Annotated in this window: 17 protein-coding genes; 15 read left to right on the forward strand and 2 right to left on the reverse strand. The window is 63.6% G+C overall.

All coding sequences use genetic code 11. The annotated features are described in order from the left end of the window. Positions 1-31 precede the first annotated feature (31 nt). The 13 genes from I6F16_RS08755 (at position 32) to I6F16_RS08815 (ending at position 10161) form a co-directional block, all read left to right on the forward strand. Positions 32-1264: a flagellar hook protein FlgE gene (locus tag I6F16_RS08755; RefSeq protein ID WP_225112063.1), complete on the forward strand. Its 1233-nt coding sequence runs from the start codon at positions 32-34 to the stop codon at positions 1262-1264. Between the two features lie 34 nt (positions 1265-1298). Continuing rightward, complete coding sequence (gene flgK / locus I6F16_RS08760) at positions 1299-2774, forward strand: flagellar hook-associated protein FlgK (RefSeq protein ID WP_225112064.1); 1476 nt, start codon at positions 1299-1301, stop codon at positions 2772-2774. A 3-nt stretch (positions 2775-2777) separates the two neighbouring features. Continuing rightward, a complete protein-coding gene (locus I6F16_RS08765; RefSeq protein ID WP_225112065.1) occupies positions 2778-3824 on the forward strand; it encodes a flagellar hook-associated family protein in 1047 nt (348 codons plus the stop codon). Between the two features lie 68 nt (positions 3825-3892). Next, complete coding sequence (gene flaF, locus I6F16_RS08770) at positions 3893-4237, forward strand: flagellar biosynthesis regulator FlaF (protein WP_036007043.1); 345 nt, start codon at positions 3893-3895, stop codon at positions 4235-4237. Further along, entirely contained in the window at positions 4237-4647 is a 411-nt protein-coding gene (flbT, locus tag I6F16_RS08775) for a flagellar biosynthesis repressor FlbT (RefSeq protein WP_036007045.1), read from the forward strand. Before flaF ends, flbT begins: the two co-directional genes overlap by 1 nt. A gap of 15 nt (positions 4648-4662) precedes the next feature. Then, a complete protein-coding gene (gene flgD / locus I6F16_RS08780) occupies positions 4663-5082 on the forward strand; it encodes a flagellar hook assembly protein FlgD (RefSeq protein WP_157281883.1) in 420 nt (139 codons plus the stop codon). Then, on the forward strand, positions 5079-5345 hold the full coding sequence (gene fliQ / locus I6F16_RS08785) for a flagellar biosynthesis protein FliQ (RefSeq protein ID WP_025034323.1): 267 nt from the start codon (positions 5079-5081) through the stop codon (positions 5343-5345). The genes flgD and fliQ overlap by 4 nt, the downstream gene beginning before the upstream one ends. Before the next feature lie 75 nt (positions 5346-5420). Then, the gene (gene flhA, locus I6F16_RS08790; protein WP_225173601.1) at positions 5421-7502 is read left to right on the forward strand and encodes a flagellar biosynthesis protein FlhA; all 2082 of its coding nucleotides are present in this window, start codon (positions 5421-5423) and stop codon (positions 7500-7502) included. Beyond that, positions 7499-8251: a flagellar biosynthesis protein FliR gene (gene fliR, locus I6F16_RS08795; RefSeq protein ID WP_036007054.1), complete on the forward strand. Its 753-nt coding sequence runs from the start codon at positions 7499-7501 to the stop codon at positions 8249-8251. Before flhA ends, fliR begins: the two co-directional genes overlap by 4 nt. A gap of 7 nt (positions 8252-8258) precedes the next feature. Continuing rightward, entirely contained in the window at positions 8259-8678 is a 420-nt protein-coding gene (locus I6F16_RS08800; RefSeq protein WP_036007058.1) for a hypothetical protein, read from the forward strand. Next, positions 8675-9154: a rod-binding protein gene (locus tag I6F16_RS08805; protein WP_036027409.1), complete on the forward strand. Its 480-nt coding sequence runs from the start codon at positions 8675-8677 to the stop codon at positions 9152-9154. Before I6F16_RS08800 ends, I6F16_RS08805 begins: the two co-directional genes overlap by 4 nt. Before the next feature lie 39 nt (positions 9155-9193). After that, positions 9194-9706 (forward strand): flagellar biosynthesis protein FlgN, encoded by a 513-nt coding sequence (locus I6F16_RS08810; protein ID WP_225173602.1) that lies wholly within the window; start codon positions 9194-9196, stop codon positions 9704-9706. Continuing rightward, positions 9703-10161, forward strand: a complete 459-nt coding sequence (locus I6F16_RS08815) for a hypothetical protein (protein WP_036007081.1) — start codon at positions 9703-9705, stop codon at positions 10159-10161. The genes I6F16_RS08810 and I6F16_RS08815 overlap by 4 nt, the downstream gene beginning before the upstream one ends. A 233-nt stretch (positions 10162-10394) precedes the next feature. On the opposite strand, the gene I6F16_RS08820 is transcribed toward I6F16_RS08815, so the two are convergent. Next, positions 10395-11165 carry a response regulator transcription factor gene (locus tag I6F16_RS08820; RefSeq protein ID WP_192893304.1) on the reverse strand — a complete coding sequence of 257 codons (771 nt, stop codon included), beginning with the start codon at positions 11163-11165 and terminating at the stop codon, positions 10395-10397. 819 nt (positions 11166-11984) lie between these two features. On the opposite strand from I6F16_RS08820, the gene I6F16_RS08825 reads away from it, so the two are divergent. Next, the gene (locus I6F16_RS08825) at positions 11985-12935 is read left to right on the forward strand and encodes a hypothetical protein (RefSeq protein WP_225173603.1); all 951 of its coding nucleotides are present in this window, start codon (positions 11985-11987) and stop codon (positions 12933-12935) included. Positions 12936-12947: 12 nt separating this feature from the next. Here the strand turns inward: I6F16_RS08825 and I6F16_RS08830 are convergent, their stop codons facing one another. Next, positions 12948-13526 carry a MarR family transcriptional regulator gene (locus tag I6F16_RS08830; protein WP_225134454.1) on the reverse strand — a complete coding sequence of 193 codons (579 nt, stop codon included), beginning with the start codon at positions 13524-13526 and terminating at the stop codon, positions 12948-12950. Between the two features lie 616 nt (positions 13527-14142). Between I6F16_RS08830 and I6F16_RS08835 the strand changes: the two genes are divergently transcribed. Beyond that, positions 14143-15030 (forward strand): dienelactone hydrolase family protein, encoded by an 888-nt coding sequence (locus I6F16_RS08835; RefSeq protein ID WP_225173604.1) that lies wholly within the window; start codon positions 14143-14145, stop codon positions 15028-15030. Positions 15031-15073: the final 43 nt, after the last annotated feature.

Here is a 15073-nt window from a genome sequence, read left to right on the forward strand (position 1 = left end):
GTAGCTGCAACCTACCAAAGGAGCCCAATTCATGAGCCTGTATGGTGTTATGCGCACCGGCGTTTCCGGGATGAACGCGCAGTCCAACAAGCTGTCGACGGTCTCGGACAACATCGCCAACGTCAACACGACGGGCTACAAGCGGGCTTCGACGGAGTTCTCCTCGCTGATCCTGAAGAGCGGCTCCGGCAATTACGATTCCGGCGCTGTCGAAACCAAGGTCCGCTATGCCATCAGCGACGGGGGCAATACGCAGTATACCACGTCGACCACGGACCTCCGCGTCCAGGGCAATGGCTTCTTCGTCGTGTCGAACGCCAACAACACGCAGCAATATCTGACGCGGGCCGGCTCGTTCGTGCCCGACAGCCAGGGCAATCTGGTCAACGGGGCCGGCTTTTATCTTCTCGGCCAGCCCGGCAACGTGACCAACTTCTCGCAGAACAGCCTGTCCGGGATGCAGATCGTCAACATCGCCCAGGTCTCGCAGGTGCCGGTGCCGTCAACGGCGGGAACGCTCACGACCGGCAATTTGGATCCGAAAGCGGCTGTCATTGCTGGCCCGCCCGGCCCGGCGTCATATTCATCGAAGAGCTCGATCGTGGCCTACAACAATATCGGCCAGGCCGTTACGCTCGACGTCTATATGTCCCACACGGCGACGGCTCCCGGCTCGGATACCTGGCAGATCGGGGTCTACGACTCCGCGACGGGCACCTCGCTCGGCGCCGCCACCACTTTCACCTTCGACACCACGGCGGCCGGCAGGGGCGCGCTCGCCGCGGCGAGCCCGACCGGTCTCGCCTTCACCGTTCCCGGAGGTGCGGCGATGACCTTTGACCTGTCGAACTTGACCCAGGTCGGCACCGACTTCAGCTTCAAGGCCACTGTCAATGGCAGCGTTCCCTCGGCGATCGACAAGGTCGATATCGACGATGCCGGCCATGTGACGGCGATCCTCAAGAACGGGCAGCAGCTGACGCTCTACACCATCATGCTCGCCGACGTCGCGAGCCCCGACAATCTGACGCCCGAGCCCGGCAACGTCTATTCGACCAACATGAATTCCGGCAACGCGCAGGTCGGAAATGCCGGCACGGGTGGGCTCGGCACGATCCAGTCCAGTGCCCTGGAGGACTCCAACGTCGACCTTGCGGACGAACTCACCGGCATGATCGAGGCCCAGCGCGGCTTCACGGCGAACTCGAAATCGTTCCAGACCGGCTCGGATCTGCTGGATGTCGTCGTCAACTTGAAGCGCTGAATTCCTCGGCGCTCGTTTCGGGCAAGAGCACGCCATGTCGCTTACCGCCGCTCTCACCTCGGCTCGCTCCTCGCTCATGGCGTCGAGCGTTCAGTCGTCGGTCATCTCGCGCAACATCGCCGGTGCCAGCGCCACCGGCTATTCGCGCAAGCTCACCGTGCTGGACAATCTGCCCGGCGCCGGCGTCTACGTCGCGGCGATCCAGCGCGCCGCCAGCTCGGGCCTCTACAACAACGTCCTGATCGCGACCTCGTCGTCCGCCAAGCAGACCGCGATCTATGACGGCCTGCAGAAGATCGCCACCGCGACGGTGGACGATCCGGAGCTCGACCAGTCGCCGACGGCGCAGCTCAACGCGCTGAAGCAGGCGTTGCAGAAATATGCCAACGCCCCTGACAACGCCACCCTGGCGCAGGCGGCCGTCGCGTCCGCCAAGGACATGGCGACCGCGCTCAACCAGGCGACCCGGACCGTGCAGTCGGTCCGCGAAAGCGCCGATGCCGACATGAAGACGTCGGTTCAGAATATCAACCAGTTGCTCTCCCGGTTCGAGACCGTGAACACCGCGATCGTGAAAGGCACGATCTCCGGCGACGACATCACCGACTATCTCGATCAGCGCGACAGCATCGTCTCGCAGCTGTCGCAGGAGGTCGGCGTCAACATGTCGATCCGCCCCAACGGCGACGCGGCGCTCTACGCCGATAGCGGCGTGGTGCTGTTCGACAAGACGGCGCGGACGGTGAGCTTTGCGCCGACGAATGCCTACACCGCCGGCACCACGGGCAACGCCGTCTACATCGACGGGGTCCCGGTGACCGGCGCCAATTCGGTGATGCCGCTGAAGTCGGGCAAGCTCGCAGGCCTCGCCCAGCTGCGCGACCAGGACACCGTCACCTATCAGGGCCAGCTCGACGAAATCGCGCGCGGCCTGATCAATACGTTCAGGGAAAGCGATCAGACCGCCGCGGCGCTGCCCGACGTTCCCGGTCTCTTCACCTATCCGGGCGCACCGGCGATGCCGGCGAGCGCAACCGTCTCGGTGGGCCTCGCCGGCACGATCTCGGTCGCCGCATCGGTCGATCCGACCCTGGGCGGCAACCCGAATCTGCTGCGCGACGGCGCGATCAGCGGCAACCCCGCCTACCAATACAACACCGCCGGCAACGGCGGCTATTCGGCCCGGCTGCAGCAGCTCATCGGCGGCATGGATGCCGCGCAGCCGTTCGACGCAACGACGCAAGGCAAGCCGAGCGGCAGCCTGATCGACTTCGCATCGTCGTCGGCGAGCTGGATCGAAAACCAGCGCAAGGTCGCCGACGCCAACTCCGAGTACCAGAGCACATTGCTCAACCGCAGCATCACGGCGTTGTCAAACGTCAACGGCGTCAACATGGACGACGAAATGGCCTTGATGCTCCAGGTCGAGCGAACCTATTCGGCCTCGTCGAAGATCATCTCGACCGTCGATGAAATGCTGCAGAGCCTGCTGGCCGCCGTGGGGAACTGAGCCATGATGAGCGCGAATTACGTTTCCACCCTGATGCTGTCCTCGTCGTTGAGGTATTCGATCACGAACAACCAGGCGGCGCTGAGCAAGGCCTCGACCGAAGCGACCACCGGCCGCTTCTACGACGTTGGTCTGGAACTCGGTGCGACGACGGGAAGCGACCTCACGCTGCGGGCGGACTGGAGCTTTGCCGACCAGCTCGTCGACACCAACGGTCTCGTCTCGGGACGCCTGGACGTGACGCAGAACAGGATCACCCAGCTCAACAAGACCGCGACCGACTTCCTCAAGGATCTGATCGCGGCCCGCAGCACCGACGGCGGCGGGCGGGTCATCCTGCCGCCTGCAGCCTCCAATCTCCAGGACCTGATCGGCGCGTTGAATGTCTCCTATAACGGCTCGTCGCTGTTCTCGGGCATCAACACGCAGAACGCGCCGATCACGCCGTACGCCGCGGGCTCGGCCAGCAAGAACCAGGTCGATGCCGATTTTCTCGCGGCCTTCGGCTTCTCGCAATCCGCGCCCGGCGTGGCGACGATCACCCCGGCCCAGATGCAGACCTTCCTCGATACCACCTTCGATGCCGAGTTCGCGAGCCCGGCCTGGAACACCAACTGGTCGTCGGCGACTGATCAAACGATGCAAAGCCGCATCTCCACGACGGAGATCACCGAGACGTCGGTGAGCGCCAATCAGATCGGGTTCCGCAGGCTCGCCGAGGCCTACACCATGATGGCCGATCTCGGGAACGTGAAGCTGAGCCAGGAGACGTTCCAGGTCGTCGTGGACAAGGCCATCGGGCTGGTCGGCAACGCCATCAACGATCTCGCTGCGCTCGGCGGCAGCGTCGGCACGGTTCAGCAACGGGTCACCACCGCAACCGCCAAGCTCAAGACGCAGCAGGACATTCTGAACAATCAGATCGTCGGAATGGAAGCGGTCGACCCGACCGAAGCCTCGGTCCGGGTCAATACGCTGCAGACACAGATCCAGACCGCGCTGGCGCTCACCTCGCAGCTCCAGAAGATCAGCCTCATCAATTATCTCTGAGCCAAGGCTGCGCTGTCAGGCTCGTAACCTTTGTCCAGTTGTTCGGTTTTCTGCGAAGAGTGGTCCTGATGACGTTTGAAGCCTATGAAGCGGTCGTTGACGATAGTGGCTATGAGGCGCGCAGCCGTGAGCGGCAGGCCCTCAGCCTTGGCATCGACCGGCTCGAGCGGATCCAGAAGGGGCGTTTCAGCCCCGAGGATCAGGTCGAGAGCCTGCTCTATGTGCGGCGGCTGTGGACGATCTTCATCGAGGATCTCGCGCACCCGGACAACGGCCTGCCGGACAAGCTGCGTGCCGACATCATCTCGATCGGCCTGTGGGTGGTCAAGGAAGCCGATCGTCTCCGCGAGCAGCGGTCCAGCGACGTGGTGCAGCTCATCGAAATCAACCGCCTGATCCGAGACGCGCTTTAATGAAGATCTCCTTGCGCGCGGGCGAACGGGTCTACATCAACGGCGCGGTGCTCCGCGTCGACCGCAAGGTCTCCGTCGAGCTCGTCAACGACGTGATGTTCCTGCTCGAAGGGCAGGTCATGCAGGCGTCCGACGCCACCACGGCGCTGCGGCAGCTCTATTTCATCGTCCAGCTCATGCTGATGAACCCGACCGACGTTCGCGACGCTGCGGCGCTCTACGCCCAGCATCACGCGGCCCTCTGTGCCGTTTGCGAGAACCGCGAGATGCTCGATGGGCTCGGCGCGATCCACGAACTGGTTGGGGCGACCCGCTATTTCGAGGCGCTCAAGCGGATTCGCGCGTTGTTTCCGGTGGAGCAGGCCATCCTGGCGGGCGCCGCCGCCGTTTCCCCAGTCGAAGCTGCCTGACAGCGGAGAGACAAGATGAACGTCAACAGCGCGACCGACAGCACCAGCAGATCCAGTTCGACCGACACCAACTCGACGACGTCGAGCAACAGCGTGGACTACAACACGTTTCTCCAGCTCCTCATCGCCCAGATGAAGAACCAGGATCCGACCAATCCCATGGACACCGCGCAGTATATGAGCCAGTTCGCCCAGCTCTCGACGGTCGAGCAGGCGATGCAGACGAATGCGAAGCTGGACGCGCTGCTGTCCTCGCAGTCTTTGTCGCAGGCCAACGGGCTGATCGGGAAGACGGTCAGCTTCACCGACTCGACCGGCGCGACCTTCAGCGGCAAGGTCGTCTCGGTCTCCATCAACAGCGACGGCTCCATCGCGACGCTTCAGGACGGCACCAAGGTCGCGGTCGGACCGGGCCTCACGATCAGCCAGTCATGAACGAGCGGGACGCCCTCGATATCGTCCAGGCGGCGATCTGGACCATCATCGTCGCCTCCGGGCCTGCGGTCGGCGCAGCCATGCTGGTCGGCACCGTCATCGCGCTGATCCAGGCGCTGACCCAGATCCAGGAGGTGACGCTGACCTTTGTTCCGAAGATCATCGTCATTCTCCTGGTCGTTGCCGTCTCCGGCTCCTTCATCGGCGCGCATCTGTCGACCTTCACTGAGATGGTCTATTCCAGGATCGAGCGCGGCTTCTGATCCGGACGGCCCCGGCACCATCCCCGCGTAAGCTTTGCGCGGCAGATTGCGACCGGACCCCTCTGCCGGTGACCCATGGCCGATACGTTAGCTGCTAGCCCGCCCAATCCGCGTCGCCTCGGAACGGATGCCTTCTTTGCCGCCGGCATCGTGACCATGCTCACGATCCTGTTCCTGCCGATTCCTCCGATCCTGATCGACCTCGGCCTCGCGTTCTCGATCGCGCTTTCGGCCCTGATCCTGATGGTGGCGCTGTGGATTCAGCGCCCGCTCGACTTCTCTGCTTTCCCGACCGTTCTGCTGATCGCGACGATCCTGCGCCTGGCGCTGAACATCGCGACGACGCGCCTGATCCTGTCACGGGGCGGGGAGGGCGAACATGCGGCGGGCCATGTCGTTGCAGGCTTCTCGAAGTTCGTCATGGGCGGCGACTTCGTGATCGGTCTCATCATCTTCGCGATCCTGGTGACGGTGAATTTCGTCGTGATCACCAAGGGCGCGACGCGTATCGCCGAAGTCGGCGCCCGTTTCACCCTGGACGCCATCCCGGGCAAGCAGATGGCGATCGATGCGGACCTGTCCGCCGGCTTGATCGACGACAAGGAAGCGCAGCGACGGCGCCGCGAGCTCGAAGAGGAGAGCGCGTTCTTCGGCGCCATGGACGGCGCCTCGAAATTCGTCCGTGGCGACGCCATTGCCGGTCTCATCATCACCGCGATCAACATCTTCGGCGGCATCGTCATCGGCGTCACCCATCACGGATTGACTCTGTCCCGCGCGGCCGACGTCTACACCAAGCTTTCCGTCGGCGATGGTCTGGTGTCGCAGATGCCGGCGCTGATCGTGTCGCTGTCGGCGGGCCTCCTGGTCTCCAAGGGCGGCACCACGGGCTCGGCAGAGCAGGCGGTGCTGCGGCAGCTCGGCGGCTATCCGCGCGCGGTGTCGGCCGCCGCGCTGATGATGTTCGTGCTCGCTTTGATGCCGGGACTGCCGATGGCGCCGTTTGTGCTGCTTGGGGGTGTCATGGCCTTCGTCGGCTATTCGTTGCCGAAGCGGCAGGCTGCGCTGAAGCAGAAGGAGGAGGCCCGCAAGGCCGACGAGCGCGCGCAGGCTGAGGCCAAGGAGTCCGTCAAGGAGCAGCTCAAGACCGCCGAGATCGAGCTGGCGCTCGGCGGCCACCTTTCAATCCATCTGTTGGGCTCGCGCACCGAGCTTGCCCACCGCGTGGCCAAGATCCGCAAGAAATTCGCCAAACAGTACGGCTTCGTCATTCCCGAGATCAAGCTCACGGACAATCTGTCGATCGATCCTAAGAGCTACCAGATAAGGATTCACGACACGCGCGTTGCCCATGGCGAGCTCAGGCTCGGCGAGGTGCTGGTGCTGGTCGACAAGGACGGCAAGCCCGACGTGCCGGGCGACGAGGTGATCGAGCCTGCGTTCGGCATGAAGGCGCTGTGGGTGACGGAAGCCTTCACCGACGAAGTCAAGCGGCAGGGCTGCAAGCCGGTCGACAATCTGTCGGTGCTGCTCACGCATTTGAGCGAAGTGATCAGGGCGAACCTTGCCCAACTGCTGTCCTACAAGGACATGCGCGCCCTGCTCGACCGGCTCGATCCCGAATACAAGCGCCTAGTCGAGGATCTCTGCCCGTCGCAGATCTCCTATTCGGGCCTGCTGGCGATCCTGAAGATCCTGCTGGCCGAGCGAGTCTCCATTCGCAATCTTCACCTGATCCTCGAGGCGATCGCCGAGATCGCGCCGCATGTGCGGCGCTCCGAGCAGGTGGCGGAGCACGTGCGGACGAGGCTCGCCCAGCAGATCTGCGGCGATCTCTCCGACAATGGCGTGCTCAACGTGGTCCGTCTCGGCAACCGCTGGGACCTCGCTTTCCACCAGAGCCTGAAGCGCGATGCCAAGGGTGACGTCGTCGAGTTCGACGCAGACCCGCGCCTGATCGAGCAGTTCGCGACCGGAGCCAGCGCCGCGATCCGGAAATTCACCGAGAGCGGCACCAGCGTGGTGCTGGCGGTGACGCCGGAAGCGCGCCCCTATGTCCGGATGATCCTGGAGCGGGTGTTTCCGACATTGCCGATCCTGTCGCATGTCGAGGTCGCGCGTAGCGCCGAGATCAGGGCGCTGGGAGCCATATCGTGATCTCAGGGCTCGCCGACAGCGTGCTGGTGACGTTCATCGTGTTTTGCCGCATCGGCGCCTGCCTGATGCTGGTGCCCGGCTATTCCAGCGTCAACGTGCCGCCTCAGGTGCGCCTGTTCGTCGCGCTGGTCACGACGTTTGCGTTGACGCCGATCCTGATTGCCGTCCTGAAGCCGCTCACGGACAACGCGGCTCCCCTGACGCTCGCGCTCCTGATCTGCTCCGAGCTCGTGGTCGGCAGCGTCATCGGGCTCGGCGGGCGCGTGTTCTTCCTCGCCCTCCAGACCATGGCGACCATGATGGCGAGCGCGATCGGGCTGAGCAACATCCCGGGCACACCGATCGCCGACACCGATCCGGCGCCCGCCCTGGTGCCGCTGATCATGGCGGCCGTCACCACGCTGTTCTTCATGACCGACCAGCACTGGCAGGTGCTGCGGGGGCTGATGAACTCCTACGACGTCTGGAAGCCCGGCAGCAGGCTGGGCGGCAGCGTCGCGCTCGAGCTGCTCGTCGGCCGCCTTTCGGAAGCGTTCGTGCTGACGCTGCGGATCTCGAGCCCTTTCATCGTCTATTCGGTCATCGTCAACCTGGCGGTCGGCCTGATCAACAAGCTGACGCCGGCCATTCCGGTCTATTTCATCTCGGTGCCCTTCGTGCTGTTCGGCGGCTTCCTGCTGCTCTACCTCACCAGCGACGAGCTGCTGACGCAGTTCATGCTGGGCGTGTCGTCGTGGCTGGCGGAGTGACCGGGTCATGACATCGCGCGCGGACAAGCTCGGCCGGATGGTCTCGCTGGTGAAGCTGCAGCTCCGGCTCTCCGAGTGGCAGCTCGCGCAATTGCGGCAGCAGGAGCGCAGCCTGCAGGACGAGCAGGAATGGCTGGTCGGAGCCTTGAACGATGGAAAGCCGCCGGCGGGATCGTCGAACGAATCGATCGCGCGGCGTCTCAACAGGGCGAGCGTCGGCGCCCGTGCGGTGCAGGCGCAGGCCGCGCAGCAGCTCGACCAGGTTCGCCGGGAGACCCGCCGCGTGAAACAGCTGGAGGAGGTCGCCAAGGCCGCACTCGCAGACAAGCTCCGCGATGCCGAGAAGCGCTCGCTCGAGGACATGACGGGAACGAGCCTTACCGTGCACGCCTGGACGCCACAGCCAGCCAACCGGAACAAGACATGATCGTGACAGCGACGCCCGACCTCGTCCTCGACGTCCTCGAAGCCGCGGACCCCGCGACGCAGCGCGCCGCGACCGCGAAGCTCGACGCGCTGAAATCGTCGGACGCCGATTTCGCCGCCACGATGGAGGCGGAAGTCGGCAAGGCCAAAGCGGCGACCGCCGATCAAGCCGCGGCGAAAGACGCGGAAGCGCAGTCGGGTGCCGTGAATGGCGCGCCGGTGCAGGTGATCAAGGCGCCGGCATCCGGCGAGATTTACCGGAAGTTCGAGGCCTTCATCCTCCAGACCTTCGTCGAGACGATGTTGCCGAAGGAGTCGGAGGAGGTCTTTGGCAAGGGCACGGCTGGCGGCGTCTGGAAGTCGATGCTTGCAGAGCAGCTCGGCAGTCAGCTGGCAAAGGGCAACGGTGTCGGCATCGCCCGGCAGCTCGCCGCCGCGCATCCGGCTGGACCGGACGCTGCGAAGGCCAAATCATGATCCGCGAACGGGTGACAGAAGTTGAGAGGTGAATTTCCAATGCAGGCACAAGAAGGCGCGGTGGCCGTGGCGATGGACCAGGCGGTCGCGGACACCGAGATGGTGACGACGGAAGCCGCAGCGAGCGATGCGCTGCTGCCCGTGCTGCTGCCGATCGGGGGTGACGAGGCAAGGGTCGACGCCGCGGACAGGGTGAGATCGGACGAGATGCGTGGCCTGCTGGCCGCAATCCGCCGGCTCGCAGGTATCGTCGAGGAGGAGACGACAGCGCTCGCGACCGGCCAAAAGATCGATTTCGACGATTTCAGCGCGCGGAAGAGCCGGAGCATGCTCGAGTTCGTCCGCCTGATGCGGGCGCGGATGCACCTCGGCGGCGAGGTCGAGATCACCGAGGAGATTCAGCGGCTGCGCGAGAAGCTCGAGCGGAATCGGTCCATTCTGGAGATGCACTACGACGCGGTCCGCGAAGTCGCGGGCATCATCGTCAAGGCGGTCAAGGACGCCGAGTCCGACGGCACCTATACCGGTCGCACGGCGCAGGACGGAAAATGATCAGGCTGGTGCTGGCCGGGCTTTGGGTATGCATCCTCACGGCAGGCACGAGCTATGCCGTTGCCTATTGGAAGGAGAAGGGCAGCCTGCTGCCGGCGAAGGACGAATATCTCGAAGGGCTGCAATATCACAAGACGCGGGCGCTGAGCGTGCCGATGGTCGAGAACGGCAATGTCCAGGGCTACATCGTCGCGCGCTTCGTCTACACCATGGAGGCGCGGACCATGCACCAGCTGAACGTCCCGCCGGAGCCGTTCGTCGTCGACGAGGCCTTCCGCAGGATCTATGCCGACGATCGTCTCGACTTCAGGAAGCTCGCCCGTTACGACCTCGCCATCCTGACGACGGCCATCAAGCAGCGCGTCAACGAACGGATGCAGGGTGACATTGTCCAGGACGTCCTGGTCGAGGACTTCAACTACGTCTCCAAGGAAGAATTTCAGCAGAAGCCGTAGCTCTTTTCTGCGGCCATCCTTCGAGAGGCCGCTACGCGGCTCCTCAGGATGAGGACGGAATGCGCGGCGCCAGTCTCAGCGCGCACCGCGGCCGATTAGCCTCATCCTGAGGAGGCGCGTCAGCGCCGTCTCGAAGGACGAGGCGTGCGCTCAGCTCGCCGCCAAAAGTGTAACGGCCTCCGCGAAGCTGCTTCGCAGAGGCCGTTGCCGGTTCGTGGCGCTGTCCTGCCGTGTCAGTTTCCGGCCGGGTATGCCGCGGGGGCGGCCTGCGCCCGGTTCAAGAGGATGCCGACGTCCTCGAGCTCCTGCACCGGCTCGTCGAGAGTTTCGCCCGCCGGGATGTTGAGGCGGTAGCCGACGTAACGCCTTGCCACGATCGCGTCGAAGCCGAGGCGGTCGCGGAGCTTCTTGCGCAGCTTGCTGACGTGGCTCTCGATCACGCTCTCGTCGAAGGTGGACTCGAAGATGCCGTAGACCGCATTGAAGATCTGCGTCTTGGTGATCCACTTGCCGTGATTGGCCACCATATATTCGAGAATGCGCAGTTCGCGGCGGGGCAGGGTGAGGGCGTGGCCCGCGATTTCGGGATCACGGCCGTTGAAGAAGACCTGGATCCTACTCTCGCAGGGCCTCGGCAGCTCGCCCACCCGGCGGCGCGCGATCGCGGCCGTTCGTGCCAGGATCTCGCGCAGGTGGATCGGCACGTGTACGACGTCGTCCACGCCCGATTCGAACAGCTCCAGCGTGTTCTTGAGCATCTTCTGGCCGCTCATGGCGATGATGGGAGCCGAGGAGCGCTTGCGCATCGCACGCGGCAGGCTTCCGCGGGCATCGCAATCCCCGAGGAGAAAGGCGTCCACCGCCGCCAGATCGGATTCGCTCGCAGATTGCAGCCAGTCCCAGAATTCTCCGGAGGAGAACCCGATCGACGATACGCCTTCGCGAACGAGCCCTCCGACATAGCTGTTCGCGACGCTCTCACGATCATCAACGATAATATACATCAGTCTTTCGCCCCTGTTTCGCACTTGTTGCGGCCGGCTGGTTGTTGTGATGCGCCGCCTCGGCAACGATGCTGTTTGACGACATTCCATCCCGCGAACCGTTGTTGTGGTTTCGATATTCGCGGGCAGCCCTACGCGTTCAGTGCCTGCGTCTCGCAGGCCTGTTACTTCAACTCGATACTGAAACGCTTACTGCGTGAGGCTCGGCGGGTGTCTTACTGATCACCTCGCGGAGCAGATTGAGAAACGACCTAGAACAGTTGCGCCAAGTTGCTCATCGCGTCCGAACACTGCTGAACCATGTCGATCTCCTCGCCAACTGGCGAGAATCACTTGAGTAGAACCGTAGCGATTGCCGATTCCCGATCAAGCGTGCGAAAGAAAGCGATTGCTACACGCACTTGATGCTGTTGATTTGTTTCTGGTTGTTTCTTGATGCATCCAAACGTATCAGTTGATTTTGATACTGAACTAGTTTTGCATTGTGATGGTTGTATAGTTCCGCATCCCCGTACAATTACAGCTATTTCGGGTGGTGCTCCGAGGCACGCACATTGATGGGTTTTCAACCCCGGATTGACTCTGGAACTCGCTTTTCCGCATGCGGAAGTTCGACTCACGTCTGCGCCGCGCCTCCAGCTTGATGAAATCTTGGCGAGTGTGTGTCTTTCGAGTCGCACTATCGCCACGTGTATGGCGCAATCGACTCATGCGACGTCGCATCACGCGCGATGAACGGCTTTCGACCCGCACGTTTCAGGCAAGCTTCGACAGATAACGTCGTCGCTCGACAGACCGAACCGAACGGAGCATTTTCATATGTTGTCCGATGGACAAGCTCGTCCCAACGCGACCGCGGACGCTTCCGCGGCGGCGAAGCCAGAGCCGGAGGCGAGCGATTCAATGGACAACGCGGCGCGGACGACCAAGCCTGCCGCGAGTGCAAAGCGCGTATCGGCGACGGCGAGCGACGAGGCTCTCGCAAAGGAGGCACTCGACGGCTTGAAGCGGATTCGTGCCAAGGCCCGCCTCGACAAGATGGCGATCCCGAAGCCGGCGCCGGTCGTGATCAAGCCGGCCGTGATCGTGGCGAAGCCGCCGCCACCCCGTCCGACCTGGGTCGCGCCGCTCGCAACTCTGGCGGTCGCTGCCATGCTGGTGGTCTGCGCCTGCACCGGCGTGATCGCCTATCTCACCACCCAGCCCGCGCCAAACAACGTTGCGGCCAATGCGGAGATCAGGATTCTGCGCGAGACCGTCGCGCAACTGCGCAAGCAAGTGTCGGGCGTGTCTGAAAACCTCGATGGCTTGCGGACCGCGGTCGATCAATCCAGCAAGGTCACGAACGATCGCTTCGGCCGGTTTGCCGAGAATCTCGACCGGATCGAGCGGGTGAGCTCGTCCTCTACGGTGAAGCTCGACAAGCTCGCTCAGGTGCAAGCCCAAGCTCCCGCGCCGGCGACGGTGCAGACGCAGCCGGTGTCAGCGCAAGGGCCGATGATGGCCGCGGTCGCCGCGCCCGAATTCACGGGATCGGTGCCTGCACCCGAGCGTGCATTGGCGCCGCGCAAGGCGATCAAGGGCTGGTCGGTCCGCCAGGCCTATGAGGGAATTGCGATCCTGCAGGGCCCGAACGGTGTCATCGAAGCCGTGCTGGGACAACAGGTGCCCGGTCTTGGCCGCATCGAAGAGATCAGGAACGAGAACGGGCGCCTGGTGGTGGAATCAAGCGGCGGCGTCATCTATTCGTCGCGCAAGGCAACGCCCTGAACGAGCCGCCTTTTATTGGCGGTGATGCTCGAAGCTGGTGCACAGCAGATCGACCTCCGCTTCGGCGATCGGTGCGCGAAACAGGCGGCAGCTGAACTCGGCCGTCGTCTTGCTGTCGGTATTGGCGCGATCCTCCCGCAGGAAGATGCACCGCTTGCAGACGTCGGTGTGGTGCCGCTGCTCGGCGGCATCGGAGTGGTCCAGCACGTGCCGGAACGTGTCGCGGAAGCGGATCTTGACCTCGTCGTCCAGAACGCCAATCGCTTCGATGAGGACGTTGACGGGATCGCGCACCAGGAACTTCTTGCCCTGCTGGGTCACGCTCAACGTCACCGAACGCTTGTCCGTGGCCGAGCGCTTCCGCTCGAGATAGCCGTGCCGCTCGAGCTCGCCGATGATGAACGAGGCGGTGCCGCGCGTGGTGCCGACGTAGCTCGCCAGCGCCGAGGGGGTTCGGGAAAATCGGTTGGCGCGGGAGAGGAAGCGCAGCGCCATCCATTCGCGGTCGCGCAAACCGTGCTTGGTGCCTTCGAACCACAGGATGCGTGCGGCCTGCTCCAACAGTTCAATCGATTCACGAGCCAAATTCATTTCAGTTCCAGGTCGCATAAACGTTTATTCAATTGGGCCTCGGGTAGCGCAATCGGGGCGGACGAGAATGAGACCCGCTCGCGCTCCGCCGTCCGTTGCGGGCGAGCATCGCGCGTCGCGGGAAGAAGCCTCTGCGTTTCCGAAGATGGAACTTCCGGCCGTGGAACTAGGGTGTCACAAAGAAAGACCGGGTAAATCGCGCGGCCAAGATCCTCCGAAAATTTCAATCAAATGACGGCGGTTCGCACGTGATTTGGTGATGATGAGCGATGCGTAAGCAACATGATGTGTCACCATCGTCGCTGCGATTGCTATTTGTTGCGGCAGAGCCTGTCGGGTCTGCGCTCAGGCGCATTCTGCGCAGCGCCAAGCGGCCTGGCCGGCAGGCAAAGAACCATTCTTTTCGGTTAATGGATGTTGCGGTGCAGTGCAGCCAGACGGTTAAGTCCGGCACACGGCCCACTCTTCGGCGGGCGGCGGACACCGGCGCTCGCTAACGAAGGGATGAAGTGGTGAGCCGCGTGCTCGCAGGCTGGTGACTTGCGTTTATCTGGCAATTACTGGCGAATGCGGCGCCCGAGGGGCATCAGCATGGGAATCAGGAATGGGAAGATCGATGAGCTTTGAAACCACCATGACATCCGACGTCGTTGGACTGACGAAAGTCGCCCCGCTCTCGCGCCGCGGATTCATGAGCGCCACCGCGGCCGTCGCCGCTGGCTACACGCTCGCGGCCGGTCCGGTCCGGGCCGACATCATCACGACGGATACCAGCGGCCTCCAGGCCGGCGATGCCAAGATCAAGGTCGGCTCTGAGGAAATGCCCGCCTATTTCGCCCGCCCGGCCGGCAACGCCAAGGCGCCGGTGGTCATCGTGGCGATGGAAATCTTTGGGCTGCACGAATACATCCGGGACGTGACGCGCCGCCTCGCCAAGCTCGGCGCGTTCGCGGTGGCGCCCGACTATTATTTCCGCAAGGGCATCGACCTGACCAAGGTCACGGATATCAAGGAGCTGCTGCCGGTGGTGAATGCGAAGCCGGACGCGGAGCTGTTGTCGGATCTGGACGCGACGGTCGCCTGGGCGGGATCGCAAGGCGGCGACACGACGAAGCTCGGCATCATCGGCTTCTGCCGCGGTGGCCGCACGGTCTGGGAATATGCCGCCCACAGCGGTGCGCTCAAGGCGGGCGTTGCCTTCTACGGGACCTTGGTCGATCCAGCCAACCCGTTGTGGCCGAAGAGCCCGCTGCAGCTCGCGCCCGAGATGAAGGCGCCGGTGCTCGGCCTCTATGGTGGCGCCGATACCGGCATTCCCGTCGCGCAGGTCGAGCAGATGAAGGCCGCGCTCGAGCAGAGCAAGAAGACGGCCGACTTCAAGATCTATCCCGAAGCGCCGCACGGCTTCCATGCCGACTATCGCGGCAGCTACCGCAAGGACGCCGCGGAAGATGCCTGGAAGCAGGCAGAGGCCTGGTTCAAGAAACACGGCGTGTTGAGCTGACGGTCAATCAAGAGGGCGGCCCAAGTGGCCGCCCTTTCTCTTT

The organism is Bradyrhizobium sp. IC4060, from assembly GCF_020193715.1.
GTDB lineage: Bacteria > Pseudomonadota > Alphaproteobacteria > Rhizobiales > Xanthobacteraceae > Bradyrhizobium > Bradyrhizobium yuanmingense.